This window comes from Nocardia sp. NPDC004718 (assembly GCF_053601535.1).
In genome coordinates this window covers 60,172-73,980 of sequence record NZ_JBSGCA010000010.1, presented here as the reverse complement: position 1 = coordinate 73,980, position 13,809 = coordinate 60,172, and the positions used below count along the sequence as shown (strand labels likewise).

The 13,809-nt window shown below is 68.5% G+C and carries 13 protein-coding genes; 5 read left to right on the top strand and 8 right to left on the bottom strand.

What is annotated here, in order from left to right; all coding sequences use genetic code 11:
- Window positions 1–7 precede the first annotated feature (7 nt).
- The 4 genes from ACWEH3_RS10400 to ACWEH3_RS10385 form a co-directional block, all read right to left on the bottom strand.
- Window positions 8–364: a hypothetical protein gene (locus ACWEH3_RS10400; RefSeq protein ID WP_450018900.1), complete on the bottom strand. Its 357-nt coding sequence runs from the start codon at window positions 362–364 to the stop codon at window positions 8–10.
- Window positions 361–1,215, bottom strand: a complete 855-nt coding sequence (locus ACWEH3_RS10395) for a DUF692 domain-containing protein (protein WP_450019025.1) — start codon at window positions 1,213–1,215, stop codon at window positions 361–363. The genes ACWEH3_RS10400 and ACWEH3_RS10395 overlap by 4 nt, the downstream gene beginning before the upstream one ends.
- Before the next feature lie 13 nt (window positions 1,216–1,228).
- On the bottom strand, window positions 1,229–2,149 hold the full coding sequence (locus tag ACWEH3_RS10390) for a TIGR04222 domain-containing membrane protein (protein ID WP_450018902.1): 921 nt from the start codon (window positions 2,147–2,149) through the stop codon (window positions 1,229–1,231).
- Window positions 2,150–2,262: 113 nt separating this feature from the next.
- Complete coding sequence (locus tag ACWEH3_RS10385; RefSeq protein WP_450018904.1) at window positions 2,263–3,489, bottom strand: PucR family transcriptional regulator; 1,227 nt, start codon at window positions 3,487–3,489, stop codon at window positions 2,263–2,265.
- Between the two features lie 170 nt (window positions 3,490–3,659).
- Here ACWEH3_RS10385 and ACWEH3_RS10380 point away from each other — a divergent pair, with 170 nt between their 5' ends.
- The 5 genes from ACWEH3_RS10380 to ACWEH3_RS10360 all read left to right on the top strand — a co-directional run bounded on the left by ACWEH3_RS10380 (window position 3,660) and on the right by ACWEH3_RS10360 (window position 9,572).
- Window positions 3,660–5,129 carry a class I adenylate-forming enzyme family protein gene (locus tag ACWEH3_RS10380; protein ID WP_450018906.1) on the top strand — a complete coding sequence of 490 codons (1,470 nt, stop codon included), beginning with the start codon at window positions 3,660–3,662 and terminating at the stop codon, window positions 5,127–5,129.
- A gap of 100 nt (window positions 5,130–5,229) precedes the next feature.
- Window positions 5,230–7,050: a DUF3556 domain-containing protein gene (locus ACWEH3_RS10375; RefSeq protein ID WP_450018908.1), complete on the top strand. Its 1,821-nt coding sequence runs from the start codon at window positions 5,230–5,232 to the stop codon at window positions 7,048–7,050.
- A gap of 28 nt (window positions 7,051–7,078) precedes the next feature.
- Window positions 7,079–8,509 carry a phytoene desaturase family protein gene (locus tag ACWEH3_RS10370; protein WP_450018910.1) on the top strand — a complete coding sequence of 477 codons (1,431 nt, stop codon included), beginning with the start codon at window positions 7,079–7,081 and terminating at the stop codon, window positions 8,507–8,509.
- 85 nt (window positions 8,510–8,594) lie between these two features.
- Window positions 8,595–8,915 (top strand): hypothetical protein, encoded by a 321-nt coding sequence (locus ACWEH3_RS10365; protein ID WP_450018912.1) that lies wholly within the window; start codon window positions 8,595–8,597, stop codon window positions 8,913–8,915.
- A gap of 84 nt (window positions 8,916–8,999) precedes the next feature.
- Entirely contained in the window at window positions 9,000–9,572 is a 573-nt protein-coding gene (locus tag ACWEH3_RS10360; protein ID WP_450018914.1) for a GNAT family N-acetyltransferase, read from the top strand.
- Between the two features lie 16 nt (window positions 9,573–9,588).
- On the opposite strand, the gene ACWEH3_RS10355 is transcribed toward ACWEH3_RS10360, so the two are convergent.
- From ACWEH3_RS10355 to ACWEH3_RS10340, 4 genes are read right to left on the bottom strand one after another with little or no spacing between them, the layout of a single operon-like run.
- Window positions 9,589–9,762, bottom strand: a complete 174-nt coding sequence (locus ACWEH3_RS10355; protein ID WP_450018916.1) for a hypothetical protein — start codon at window positions 9,760–9,762, stop codon at window positions 9,589–9,591.
- A gap of 55 nt (window positions 9,763–9,817) precedes the next feature.
- On the bottom strand, window positions 9,818–10,795 hold the full coding sequence (locus ACWEH3_RS10350; protein WP_450018918.1) for a short-chain dehydrogenase/reductase: 978 nt from the start codon (window positions 10,793–10,795) through the stop codon (window positions 9,818–9,820).
- Window positions 10,792–12,258: a flavin-containing monooxygenase gene (locus ACWEH3_RS10345; protein ID WP_450018920.1), complete on the bottom strand. Its 1,467-nt coding sequence runs from the start codon at window positions 12,256–12,258 to the stop codon at window positions 10,792–10,794. Before ACWEH3_RS10345 ends, ACWEH3_RS10350 begins: the two co-directional genes overlap by 4 nt.
- Window positions 12,255–13,757, bottom strand: coding sequence for an aldehyde dehydrogenase family protein (locus ACWEH3_RS10340; RefSeq protein WP_450018922.1), 1,503 nt, complete (start codon window positions 13,755–13,757; stop codon window positions 12,255–12,257). Before ACWEH3_RS10340 ends, ACWEH3_RS10345 begins: the two co-directional genes overlap by 4 nt.
- Between the last annotated feature and the right edge of the window lie 52 nt (window positions 13,758–13,809).

Sequence of the window (13,809 nt, the reverse complement as noted above, 5' to 3'; positions counted from 1 at the left end):
GTCCGCGTCACCGGCGCAACCAGCGCGTTATCACCGGGCGGCGAGGTGTGGGCCTCCAGTCGACACCGGTGGCGGTCGCGAAGGCGGCGGCGTCGGCGGAGGTGGTCGTCTTCGGATGATTCCGTGCCCATGCCGTGAAACGGGCGGTGAAGTCACCCTCGCACGCGTGCACCAGCAGCGGGAAACGGCGTGCCACCTCGCCGGCGCGCTTGCGCAACAGGGTCTCCGCCGCGGCGCCGACGGCCTCGGCATCGAATCCGGGCGGCACCGTGGCTCCCGCGACGAGCGCACGCACCAGCGCTGCTTGCCGCTGGGCCAGCGTCGCGTCGTCAGGCGGCCACGCCGGTCGGGACGCGGCGCTCACGCCAGTACCGCCCTGGCGCCCGCGGTGATCGGCGGCCGGTCGACGGCGGCCGCGATGGCGTCCAGCTCATCGAGCAATTCGGCCGCGCGCGGATAGTTGCCGTCGCGCTCGAGCATGATCGGCGCCGAACGATGCGCGGTGTATTCCGCAACGAGCGCGAGAACTTCGCCGGGAACCGGGTCGGTGTGCGTGTCGTGATAGCGGCCGCCGGATTCGTGCCCGCCCGCGACGTGGCAATACGCCACGCGTTCGGCGGGCAGGCGAAGGAGCTCGGCGAGCGGGTCGCGACCGCGGTTGCGGGCGTTCGCGTAGACGTTCGCGAGATCGAGCAGCAGCCATACCCCGGTGCGTTCGACGAGTTCGGACAGGAACTCCGCTTCGGTGTATTCGTCGTCGGGCCAGTCGAACAGCGTCGCGATGTTCTCCACCGCGAGCGGGACGTCGAGCGCCGCCTCGGTCCGGGCGATATTGCGGGTGAGTGCGTCCAGCGCTTCCCGGGTCCGCGGTACCGGTAGCAGGTGACCTGCCTCCAGGCCGCCCGCGCGGACGAAAGCGACATGCTCGCTCACCAGCGGAGCCGCCACCGCCGCAGCGCAGGCCGCCAAATGCTCGACGCGATGGCCCGCGACCGGCTCCGCGCCGCCGAGCGACAGCGAGATGCCGTGCGGCACCACGGCGACGCCGCGCGCCCGCAGAGCGGCCAGTTCCTCGGGGACGGCGAGCTGCCCGGCGCGGCGGGGGTCACGTGGTAACGACTCCGCGATGACCTCGCAGAATCCGAGCCCCGCCAAGGCGGCTATCACCCCGCAGATCTCGGGTCGCCAGCCGATACCGAGCGCGTCCGGTGGCAGCGGGCCGGGGCGCTCATCCACCGCAACCGCCGCAGCCGCCGCCACAGCCGCCGCCGCATCCGCCTCCGTCCCCGCCACTGTCCCCGCCGCTGTCGCCCCCGCCGTCCCCACCGCCCGACGCGCTCGGCGGCGCGACTGCCTGGGCAAGTCCGGGATCGAGCGCGACGAGCGCGCCGATGCCGAAAACAGCTGCCGCGAGTGCCGCGCTCTCGGCGCCATAGGTCGCGTAGGAAGGCGAATTGCTCGGCCGCAGATGCCGATTGCGCTCCGACGCGGTGTCGCGGGCACGCACACCCAGCGCGGTGAGCCGGGGCTTGCGTACCACCAACCAAAAGCCGAGCGCCTGCGCGATCACCAGCACCACCAGCACCCCGACCGGGTTCCCGTGCGAAGCGCCCGCGATGATCCGCACCACGCCGAGCGCGCCGGTGACGAGAAGAGGCATGCCCGCGTCACGCAGACCGTGGCGCATGCCGGGCCCGGGGAAGTACCCGAGGTCGACCATCCTCGTGCGCAGCGCGTCGAGCGACCCGCCGACGATCGCGCCGACGGTCTTGCGCTGCCCCGCCGCCAGCCGGTCGTACACCGACAGGGTGAACGGATCCAGCTGCCCACGCTCCTGCGCGGTGAGGGCGCGAACCGGCGCGGCGCCCGAATCGATCGCGTCGACGCCGCGCAACCGCGCCATCGCCGCGAGTACGGCGTTCTGGTCGCCGTAGAGCATTCCCAGCTCGGGTGAGGTCAGTTCCGCGCCCGGCGCGGCGACCGTGTCGGTTTCCGGATCCGCGCCCGTCACCCGTGACCGCAGCCAGATCCCCACGAACAGGGCCACCAGCACGAGCGGTATATAGACGGCGAGGAACTGCGGCCCGGAAATACCCCAGGTATCACCGGCCGCGACAAGTCCGTCCGAGCCCACCCCGATCACCTTCATCTCCCACCTCGGAATCGGTCCAACCTGCTCCAAGTATCGGGCCGCCGCGGCTCACACGCCACAGCGAATCGCCGTGGCGCGCATGGGCAGCGGTCGTGACTCGACGGCCCGGCTCACTTCACGCGGCCGAGGCCGAGTTGCTCGCAGAGCATCAGGGCGACTTCGGTCTCCAGCCGATTCACCGTCAACGGATGACCGAGCACCTCTTCGGCCCTGCGTATCCGGTAGTGGACGGTGTTCTTGTGGACGTGCATGCGCGCCGCGGCGTCGGTGAGGCTGCCGCGGGCCTCCAGATACGTCTGCACCGTCTCGCGCAGACGAGCGGCGGTCTCGTCGTCGCGCATGAGATCGCCGAGCACCCGATGGACCCACGCTCTCGTGTCGGGCAGATGGTCGATGAGCAGGCTCGCCAGCGCCACCCGGGAGTGCACGGTCAGCGGACGAGCGGGATCGGCGAGCAACGCGAGGCCACGAGCGCGCTGGGCATCGCGGAAGGTCTGCCGGAAGCCTGCCAGTCCGGCGCCGGGATCGCCGATCGCGACGCGAATTCCCGGGTGGCGGCGGAGGTCTCGCTCGAGCCGGTCGGCATCCAGTGCAGGTTTGCCGACCGACGATATCCACGCCCAGCAGTTCTGCTCGTCGACCAGGACCGTCAGCGGGTGCTTGCCGGTCGCGGTGGCGAGTACCGAGGTTCCGGCGCGCAACAGCTCGATCGATGACGCGACGGGTTCGCGAACCCAGAGGACGGCGGCCATATGCCACCCCCGCAGCGAGGCGGACAACATCTCCTCCGCGGAGGCCACGTCGAGATTCTCGGTGTCGAGCACCGCGCGGATCTGGGCCGCGCGGGTGGTGTCCGAGCGCGCGTCCCAGCGGCGTCGTTCGCTCTCGTAGATGTCGATGACGCCTTCGATGACCTGGTCGATGTAGCTGTTGACCAGCACGGCGACCCGGCTGGTGGTCGCCAGGGCGAGGTCGGCGGGTGTCTCGGCGCGCCGGAGTACGGCGATGGTCTGCTGCATGAACATGTGTTCGCCGAGGCGGTACGCACGCAGCAGGGCCTCCAGGGACATCCCGTGCTGAGCGAACCGGCGAGCGTACTCGGCGGCGGCGGGCGGCACGGTGATGTCGTCGCGCGAGATGCTCAGCAGGAGCATGTCGAGGATCGCGGTGAGGTTGGACGCGGTGCTGGCGATCATCAGCCGCCGGACTTCGTCGTCGTGGCGGAATTCCGGGATCACCTCGGTGAACATCGCGGTCATCTCGGTGGTCAGCCGGTCCAGATCGGCTTTGACGCTTCCGGCGACATCGCGGATGGTCGTGTCCACGTCAACGCTCATGCCGGGACCGTACCGGAACCGGTGCGGCGGCTCCGACGCATTCCGCCTTCTTTTGTGCCATCGGTACAAAGCCCGCCGAAAACTCTGGGATGCGGGCCCGTAGCCGGGGTGTCGCACCCGATCTAACTTGGACTGTAATCCCCGTCACCCCGAAATAGGTGAGGACATAAGTGCAGCACGTTGTAGAAATTCCGGAGGTCAGGGCGACATGGAATCCGTCCGGCCCCTGTATTGCGGACGACCGCGAGCAACTCGACAATCAGGCTTTCGTGAAACGGGTCCGTACGGCCGCCGCCGTCCTGTACGCGAATGGCGTTCGTGAAGGCGACGTCGTCGCGGTCGTACTGTCGAATCGACTCGAATTCGTCGTCATTCTTTTCGCGGCATGGCGGCTGGGTGCCGCGGTCAGCCCCGTGAAGCCGGATTCGACCATCGAGGAGGTGCGTTATCAGGTCGAGGACTGCCGGGCGAAGGTGGTCGTGACCGAAGGTGGACGCGGAGGTGCGACGCTGGATGTGACCGAGGTGGCCGGGCTGGGCACCGAGGTCGCCGGGCCCGAACCGGCGCAGGTGGATCCCGGCGCCGCGGCGCTGATCATCTACACCAGTGGTACCACCGGGCAGCCGAAGGGCGTGGTGCTCGACCACGCCAATATCGCCGCCATGTGCGAGATGCTGCTCGGGGCACTGGCGTTGAACGACACCGACCACAGCCTGCTGATCCTGCCGCTGTTCCACGTCAACGGGATCGTGGTGAGCGTTCTGTCGCCGCTGCTCGCCGGTGGCCGGGCCACCATCGCGGGCCGATTCTCGGCTTCGGCGTTCTTCGGCATCGTGGAACGTGTTCGCCCGACCTATTTTTCGGGCGTTCCGGCGATCTACGCGATGCTCGTCGCGCAGCCGGAGAGTTCGGCGCCGGACACGTCGTCGTTGCGCCGTGCGATCTGCGGAGCCGCGCCGATGCCCGCGGAACTGATCGCGCGGTTCGAAACGCGTTTCGGTGTTCCGATCGTCGAAGGCTATGGACTGTCCGAGGGTACCTGCGCGTCGACGCTGAATCCGCCCGGCGGACCACGGAAGCCGGGCACGGTCGGGCGACCACTGCCAGGGCAGACCGTGGCGATCATGGATGCCGACGGTCGGGTCGTGCCCGCCGGGACGAGCGGGGAAGTGGTCATCCGGGGTGCGAACGTGATGCGAGGCTATCTCGGCCGACCCGAGGCGACCGCGCACACGGTGGTCGACGGCTGGCTGCATACCGGTGACGTCGGCTATTTCGACCCGGACGGATACCTGGTGCTGGTCGACCGGATCAAGGACATGATCATCCGGGGTGGCGAGAACATCTATCCCAAGGAGATCGAGAACGTCCTGCACGCCCATCCCGCCGTTTTGGAAGCCGCGGTGGTGGGGGCGCCCGAGCCGGTCCTCGGCGAGGTCCCGGTCGCCCATGTGGTGACGATGCCCGGCGCTCGGGTCGAGGCCGCGGATCTCGTAGAGCACTGCCGGAGAAGTCTCGCCCGCGCGAAGGTTCCGGTGTCGATCGAACTCACCGAAGCGCTGCCGCGGAATCCGGTCGGCAAAATCGACAAACGAAAGCTCCGCGCGCTGGTCGCCGACGCGATCGCCACTACCGCATAGAAACAGTCCGCTCGGCGGTGAGCGGAAACTTCGTGATCCGAACCGCATTCGGCCGGGTCCTCGCATGCGCTTTATTCATCGGATAAGAAAGGTCCGAACAATGGGATTCAAAACAGCGGATTTCCCGCCCGTCGACGTGACGACTTTCCTCGATCAGCCGTTGCGGGAGCGGATGAGAACTTTGGCCCTGCATTGGGTCGAATTCGGTTTCGGCTCGCCGAGGATGATTCACACCATCTATCTGCTCAAGGTTCTGCTGGTCTCGGCGCTGGGCGGTGTCGCCGTGGCGACCTGGAGTTCCGGGGTCGGCCCGTTCTGGGATGTCGCGGCCTGGTGGAACGAGCCGATCGTCTACCAGAAGTTGGTGCTGTGGACCGTCTTGATCGAGGCGCTCGGCATCGCCGGGTCGTGGGGGCCGCTCGCGGGCAAGTTCAAGCCGATGACCGGCGGAATCATGTTCTACGCCCGCCCCGGCTCGATTCGCCTGCGGCCGTGGCGACGGGTGCCGTTCACCGGCGGTGACACCCGCACGGTGGCAGATGTGCTGCTGTATCTGGCGTTCCTCGGGAGCCTCCTGGCGGCGATCGTGCTGCCAGGCGTGCCGAGCGCCTCGCTCAGCGCGGCGCTGCCGGACAACACCTCCGGCCTGGTGAATCCCGCGCTGCTCGTCGCTCCGATCGTGCTGTACGTACTGTGCGGCTTGCGGGACAAGACGATCTTCTTGACCGCGCGCGGCGAGCAGTACCTGCCCGCACTGGTGTTCTTCGCGGCGCTGCCGTTCGTCGACATGATCATCGCCGCCAAGTTGCTGATCTGCGCGGTCTGGATCGGAGCGGGCGTGTCCAAGTTCGGGCAGCACTTCACCAACGTGGTACCGCCGATGATCTCCAACAGCCCGGGCGTGCCCGCGAAGTGGATCAAGCGGCTGCACTACCGTGACTTCCCCAGGGACATCCGGCCGTCGAAGATCGCCTCGTTCATGGCCCATGTCGGAGGCACGACCGTCGAGATCGTCACGCCGCTGGTGTTGCTGTTCTCCACCAACCACTGGCTGACCCTGGCCGGAGTGGTGCTGATGGTGGTCTTCCACGCGTTCATCATCTCGACGTTCCCGCTGGCGGTGCCGCTGGAGTGGAACGTCCTGTTCGCCTACCTGAGCATCTTCCTGTTCCTGGGCTTCCCCAACGGGGGCGGCTACGGTCTGGCCGACATCTCCTCGCCGTGGCTGGCCGTGGCGATCGTCGCGGCACTGGTGTTCTTCCCGATCCTCGGTAATCTGCGCCCCGATCTGGTGTCGTTCCTGCCGTCGATGCGCCAGTACGCGGGCAACTGGGCCTCGGCCCTGTGGGCCTTCGCGCCCGGTGCGGAGGAGAAGCTGAACACCATCGCGCACCGGCCCACCGTGAACCAGATCGACCAGCTGCGTGCGATGGGTTACCCGCCCGAGGTCGCGGAGATCACCATGCAACAGACGATCGCGTGGCGCTCGATGCACAGCCAAGGCCGCGGCCTGTTCTCCCTGCTGTACACCCACATTCCCGACATCGATCGCTGGACCGTACGGGAAGCGGAATTCGGCTGCAACTCGCTCATCGGGTTCAACTTCGGCGATGGTCACCTGCACAATCTGGACCTGATCGAGGCCGTGCAGTCCCGAGTGGGATTCGCCCCGGGAGAATGGATCGTGGTGTGGGTGGAATCGCAGCCGATCCACCGCGGCGTCCAGGAGTACCAGGTCATCGACGCGGCGCTCGGCGTCGTCGAACGCGGCACCTGGCGAGTGCGCGACGCGGTCGAGGCGCAGCCGTGGCTGCCCGACGGCCCGATCCCGCACGAGGTGACGTGGCGGCGCGCGGGCTACACCGTGCCGACGCCGCTGGAGGAATCGACTCGGGTGCTCGCGCCGCAGACGGTCGGCTGACGGTCAGCCACGAGGGACGGAGAGCGACATGAGCAGCGCAGTCGTGGTCGGCGGCGGCCCCAACGGTTTGGCCGCGGCCATCACCTTGGCCCGAGCCGGTTGGGACGTCACCGTGCTGGAGGCCGCCGACGAGATCGGGGGCGGCACTCGCACCGGTGCGGCGATCGTGCCCGGTCTGCTGCACGACCACTGCTCGGCCATCCACCCGATGGCGGTCGGCTCTCCATTCCTGCGCGGTCTCGACCTGGAGCGCTACGGATTGACCTGGGCGTGGCCGGAGATCGACTGCGCCCATCCGCTCGACGACGGCACCGCGGGCGTGCTGCTGCGCTCGGTCGCGGAGACCGCGGCCGGGCTCGGCGGCGACGGCCGAGTGTGGCGACTGCTGTTCGAGCGGACGGCGGCGGGCTACGACCGGATGAGCCCCGACATCATGCGGCCACTGCTGCGCGTGCCGCGCCACCCCATGCGGCTGGCGCGGTTCGGGATTCCCGCTGTGGTCCCGGCCACGCTGCTCGCCGGACTGTTCCGCACCGAGCAGGCGAGGGGGTTGTTCGGCGGCGTCGCCGCGCATGCCTTTCATCCGCTGCATCGGCCGCTCAGCGCGAGCATCGGCCTGGGCATCCTCACCGCGGGCCACGCCTACGGTTGGGCGGTCGCCGCGGGTGGATCGCAACGGATCACCGACGCCATGGCGGCGGCCCTCGGCGACCTCGGCGGAAAGATCGAAACGGGCGTGCGGGTGCGGTCGGTGTCCGATCTGCCGCCGGCGGAACTGACCATGTGGGACCTGGCCCCGACCGCGGTCGCGGAGATCCTCGGCGACCGCCTGCCGTCTCGAATCCGGAAGTCGTACCAAAAGTTTCGTTACGGCCCTGGTGTCTGCAAAGTTGACTTCGCGGTGCACGGCGGCGTGCCGTGGACGGCGGAGGCGGCGCGCCGGGCGGGGACGGTGCACCTCGGCGGCACGTTCGCCGAGATAGCCGCCACCGAACGCGAGATCCATCGCGGTCGCATGCCCGAACGGCCTTTCGTACTGGTGGGGCAGCAATATCTCGCCGATCCGCAACGTTCGGCGGGCGACATCCATCCGATCTGGGCATACGCCCATGTCCCGCACGGCTATCCCGGCGACGCCACGGCGGAGATCACCGCCCAGATCGAACGCTTCGCCCCCGGTTTTCGCGACCGCATAGTCGGAACCAGCGTGCGCAGCGCGGTGGAATTCGCCGAATACAACCCCAACTATGTGGGCGGCAACATCATGACCGGCGCGAAGGACATCACACAGCTGCTGTTCGGTCCGCGTAGGACGCTCCAGCCCTACGACGTAGGCGTGCCGGGTCACTACCTGTGCTCCGCGGCCACACCGCCGGGCCCGGGGGCGCACGGGATGTGCGGCGTGAATGCCGCGCAGCGGGCGCTCCGGCGAGAGGCGCGGCAAGAAGAGCTGTCGTAGGCCCGGCCATCGTCTCGATCCTCGCCCTGCCTGACGCTGCCGCGGCGACACCACCGGCTGGTACGGGGTGACCAGCCGGTTTCCCATGGGATCACCCGGGCAATCGGTCACCATGGATGCGGAGAACACCAATGCGGCAGACACGTCGTCGAGCAGCGCACAGCGTTTCGGCCGAGTCACGGCGGATGATCTACGCCGGTTGCTGGCCACCGGCCAACCGGACGCGTACCTGGTCCTAGAGGAAGGGCAGATCAGAATCGAAGGCGCCTTCGGGTCCGAGCCGCAAGGAATGCTCATCCTGTCCCGGGCCGAACTGGCCGCCCGGATCGGAGAGGATCCGGACGCCGCCGCACTGACCCAGACCGCCGCCGAGCTGGAAACCGAAGTTCGTCTCCGGGGTGCCTGAACCGTCGGCGGCCCGCTCGGCTGGCTATGGGATCTGCCGGAAATCGCTTTGCACGGTCACGTGCCGGATGGCCACGATATCGGTATGAGCATCGAACCGTGCTCGGCCCTCGCGCCGGGCGTCGTGCCACCGGAACGGGTCGAACTGGACGAGCTGCTGTTACGGCGATGGCAGCCGGAGGATCTGCTGCCGCGACTCGAGGCGATCAACGCCTCGTTCGACGAGATCCACCCCTGGATGGACTGGCTCGCCGAACCGGCGACACTGGAGAGTCAACGCGCTTTCGGCCGGGAGACGGACGAGAGCTGGCCCAGCGCCGCAGGCAGTTTCAATTTCGGCATCTTCGCCGCCGACGGGAGCGTGCTCGGCGCGGTCGGTCTGCACGATCGGCTCGGCTCGCGAGCTGTGGAGATCGGCTACTGGTGTCACACCGCGCACTCCGGCCAAGGGGTGATCACTCGCAGCGCAGCTGCTTTGACCCGTATCGCATTGGCACTGCCGGGCGTCGATCGGGTGGAGATCCACTGTGACGAGGCGAATGTCCGCAGTGCCGCGGTAGCCCGGCGGCTCGGCTACCGGCTGGACCGGATCGAGCCACGCGAAAAACGTGCGCCCGCGGAGTCGGGCCGCGGGATGTACTGGGTCAAGGAGCGATGATCAACCGCCGGTTCGCTCAGCCGGTGGCAACCGAGGCGGCGACAGGCCCGGCGGGTTCGTGGACATCCGGTCCGAGGTCGGGTGCGTAGAGCCCGGCGATTTCGGTGGCATATTTCTCGGCGATCACCCGGCGCTCGAGTTTCATCGTCAGGGTGACTTCGTCGCCGCCCGCTTCCCAGAAGGTGTGCAAGACACGGCCGCGTTGTGCTGGAAGGCGGCGGGGAGCGTGTCGAAGCGTGGAGTGCTCACGAGAGGGATTCCTTCGGGTCGGACGGCGCATGTTGCGGCCGGACCGTGCTGAGTGGAGATGCGATGGGCGAGCTGGAGTCGTCGTGACCGGCATACGGCGACGGTGTCGCGCGCGCTTCGACCCTGCGCAACAGGTCGTGCACGCGGCTGTCGTGAGCGAGTGCGCTGTCGAGTACGACATTGACCGCCCCGCGCAGCAGCGCGTAGGGCTCCCACCCTGCCGGTGCGATGGTGCGCGCGGCGCGACGCTCGATGCCGTCCGCGATGGTCCTGGCCGCTTGCGCCGCCGAGATGCGCGTGTTCAACGGCCACGGCAGCAGGTCGTCCAGCTCACGGCCGAGTTCGTCGTGATCGAGGGTGTCGTGCGTCATCCGGGTGTCGACGATGCCGAAATAGGCGATGCCCGCCGAAGCGCCGAAGGGCGCCAGTTCCACACGCAACGCCCGACCCAGCTGTTCGACCGCGGCTTTGCTGATCATGTACGAGGCTCCCGCCATGCCGGGAGCGAACGCCGCGCACGACGACACCACGACCACATGACCTTCGGCGGCGACGACGTGGTCGAGCGCCGGGCGCACGGTGTTGAACACACCGGTGAGGTTGATGTCCATCACCCGGTCGAAGTCCTGCCCGTCGAGCGTGCGCACCGTCGCCGGGCGGGGCACCACGCCCGCATTGGCCACCACCACGTCCAAGCGGCCGAAATGGTCGGCGGCCCGGTCGATGACCGCCCGCATCGCCGAGCGGTCGGCGACGTCGGCGGCGATGGCGAGGGTTCGGTCGCCCAATGCGGCGGCGGCCGCGTCGACCGCGTCCCGGTCGAGATCGACCAGCACGACCGAGGCCTGCTCGCGGTGCAGTAGCGCCGCCAGTTCGCCGCCGATGCCGCGCCCCGCGCCGGTGATCAGCACGACCTTGCCCGCGACCGAATACCCGCGCCGCCCCCTGGCGATCCGGAGCATGTCGCCGATCATCGGGTCACCTCGTAGGCTGCGGTGTCGAATCGGCTGGTGCGCTGCCGGTATTCGAAGCTCCAGTTCGGGTAGAGACCGGCATTGAGCCCGTCCGGCGTCTGGTAGTAGCTCTGGCATCCGCCCGTGAGCCATACCGTCGACGAACTACGGCGAGCCATCTCCGCGACGAAATCGGCCTGTGCTGCCGGTCGCACCTCGATCCGGCGTGTTCCCCGGGAGCGCGCGTCGCGCAATGCGTCGACGATGTAGGCGATCTGGGATTCGATCATGTAGATCGCGGACTGGTTACCGGCGGCGCCGAACGGACCGAGCGTGCAGAAGAAATTGGGGAACCCGGACAGCGCGACACCGAGATAGCTTTGCGGTCGTTCCCGATAGAGCTGCGCCAGCGTTCGCCCGTCGCGCCCGACGTAGCGCTCGTAGGCGGTCGGAATCGAGGTGAAACCGGTTCCGAAGATGAGGGTATCCACCGCGTGCTCACTGCCGTCGCGCAGCAGAATCGAGTGCGGCCGGATCTCGGCGATCGGCTGGGTGACCACGTCGACGTTCGGCTGGGCGAGTGCCGGTAGGTAGGTGTCGGAGAAGATCGCTCGTTTGCAGCCGATGACGTAGTCGGGGGTGAGCTTCTTGCGCAGGTCCCGGTCGCGGACCTGCCGCAGCAATTGCAGTCGGCCCAGCGCTTCGTACGGGTGCCGGAAGCGCTGATCGACCAGCGAGATGAGCCCGAAGGTCTCGATGGCCGCGTAGAACCCGCCGCGAATCGCGCGCTGCGCCAGCGGGATACGGCGCAGCAGCCGTCGCTCGAGTTCGAGGGTGCGGCGATCCATGCGCGGGACGATCCAGGGGGCCGAGCGCTGGAACAGCAGCAGCTGGGCCACCTTCGGCTGGATCTCCGGCACGAACTGCACCGCCGAGGCGCCGGTGCCGATCACCGCGACCCGCTCGCCGGTGAGATCGTGGTCGTGGTTCCAGTGCAGCGAATGGAAGGACGTGCCCGCGAAGGAATCGATGCCGGGCAGCCGGGGATACTTCGCCTCCGCGAAGAGCCCGGTGGCCGAGAGCAGGAAGTCCGCGGTCAGGGTGCCGCGCGAGGTCTCGATCCGCCAGAGCGAACCTTGCTCGTCCCACCGGGCGTCGAGCAGTTCGGCGCCGAACCGGATGTGGCGGACGACGTCGTGCTCGATGGCCACCGAGCGGATGTAGTCGAGGATTTCGCGCTGCCGCCCATAGGTGCGCGACCACTCCGGATTGGGCGCGAAGGAATAGCTGTAGAGGTGGGACGGCACATCACAGGCACAACCGGGATAGGTGTTGGCCCGCCAGGTGCCGCCGAGGTCGTCGGCGCGTTCGAGGACCACCAGATCGTCGAATCCGGCCTCGCGCAGTTTGATCGCCAGGCCGATGCCGCCCAGACCCGCGCCGACGATCGCGATGGGGGTGTGTTCGATCGGATCGGAGGTCACTGGCGCTTCCTTCCGTGCAGGACCGCGATGAGCAGGTCGACGACCATGTCCACGCGGTGGTCGCGCCGGAACGAGGTGAGCGGCAATGGGGACGGGAAACGCTGGCGCGTGGTGGCTTTGGCGTAGGTGAATTCCTTGAGCCCATCCGGCCCGTGCACGCGGCCGAATCCGGAGGCGCCGACGCCGCCGAGCGGCAGCGCGGGAATGGTGGCGTGCGCGACGAACGCGTTGATGGAGGTGCCGCCCGCCCGGATGCGGTCGGCGATGTCGCGCCCGTTGCGGCGGGCGAACACGGTGCCGCCCAGCCCGTAGGCGCAGCGGTTGACCAACTCGACGGCCTCGTCCATGTCCCTGACCTTGGTGACCGTCAGGGTGGGACCGAAGGTCTCCTCCGTCACCGCGGGCGCGTCCTCGGGGACGTCGACGAGGATGGTCGGCTGGACGAACTGGCGATCGATGGCATCCGGGCCGCCGAGCACCGCCCTGGCGCCGCGTGCGACGGCGTCCTCGAGGTGGCGGCGAATGATCGACAGTTGCTTCGGCATGGTGATCGGGCCGATCTTCGAATCCGCCCTCCCGGCGTCGATCTGTCCCGCCGCCGCAACCAGCTCGTCGAGGAAGGCGTCGTAGACGTCGGCGTGGACGTAGACGCGCTCCACGGCCAGACAGGTCTGCCCCGCATTGGACAACCCGCCCCACACCGCCGCGTCGGCGGCGGCGGAGAGGTCGGCATCGGCGTCGACGATCAACGCGTCCTTGCCGCCGCACTCCATCAGCACCGGCGTGAGGTTCTCCGCGCACGCCGCGAGGACGAGTTTGCCGGTGGCGGTGGATCCGGTGAACCCGATTTTGCCGACGCCGCTGCGGCACAGAGCGTTTCCGGTGTCGCCGAGCCCGGTGATCACTTGCAGCACCGGCTCGGCGGGCATGGTGCGTGCGAACGCCTCCGCGAGCCACAGCCCGACGCCGGGGGTGTACTCGCTGGGTTTGAACACCACCGCGTTCCCGGCGGCCAGCGCGAAGGAGATGGAGCCCAGCGGAGTGAAGACCGGGTAGTTCCACGGTCCGATCACCCCGACCACGCCGAGGGGAAGGTATTCGACCGTGGCCGCGTGGTTGAGCGTCAGCATGCTCGACGGCACGGAGCGACGGCCGAGCACTTTCTCGGCGTTGCGGGCCGCCCATCGCAAGTGTTCGAGGGCCATCGCGATCTCGAGTTTGGCGTCGGAGACCGGCTTGCCCATTTCCCGGTGGATGATCTGGGCCAGTTCGTTACGGCCGGTGGCGATCTCGGCGCGCCAGGCGTCCAGATGCCGAGCGCGTCCGGCGAAGCCCAGATCGCGCCACCAGGCCGCGGCCTCGTAGGCGGCGGCGACGGCGGTGTCCACGGCATGGCGGTCGTGGACCGGGTAGGTTCCGACCACCTCGCCGGTAGCCGGATCGTGCACGTCGAAGGTCGACACGACCGACGGTGCGTGGTTGTTTGTGGAGACGCTCATCGGGTCGTCTCCCTCGATCGGCAACGCATAGACAACGCTGTCCCTTTCGTAT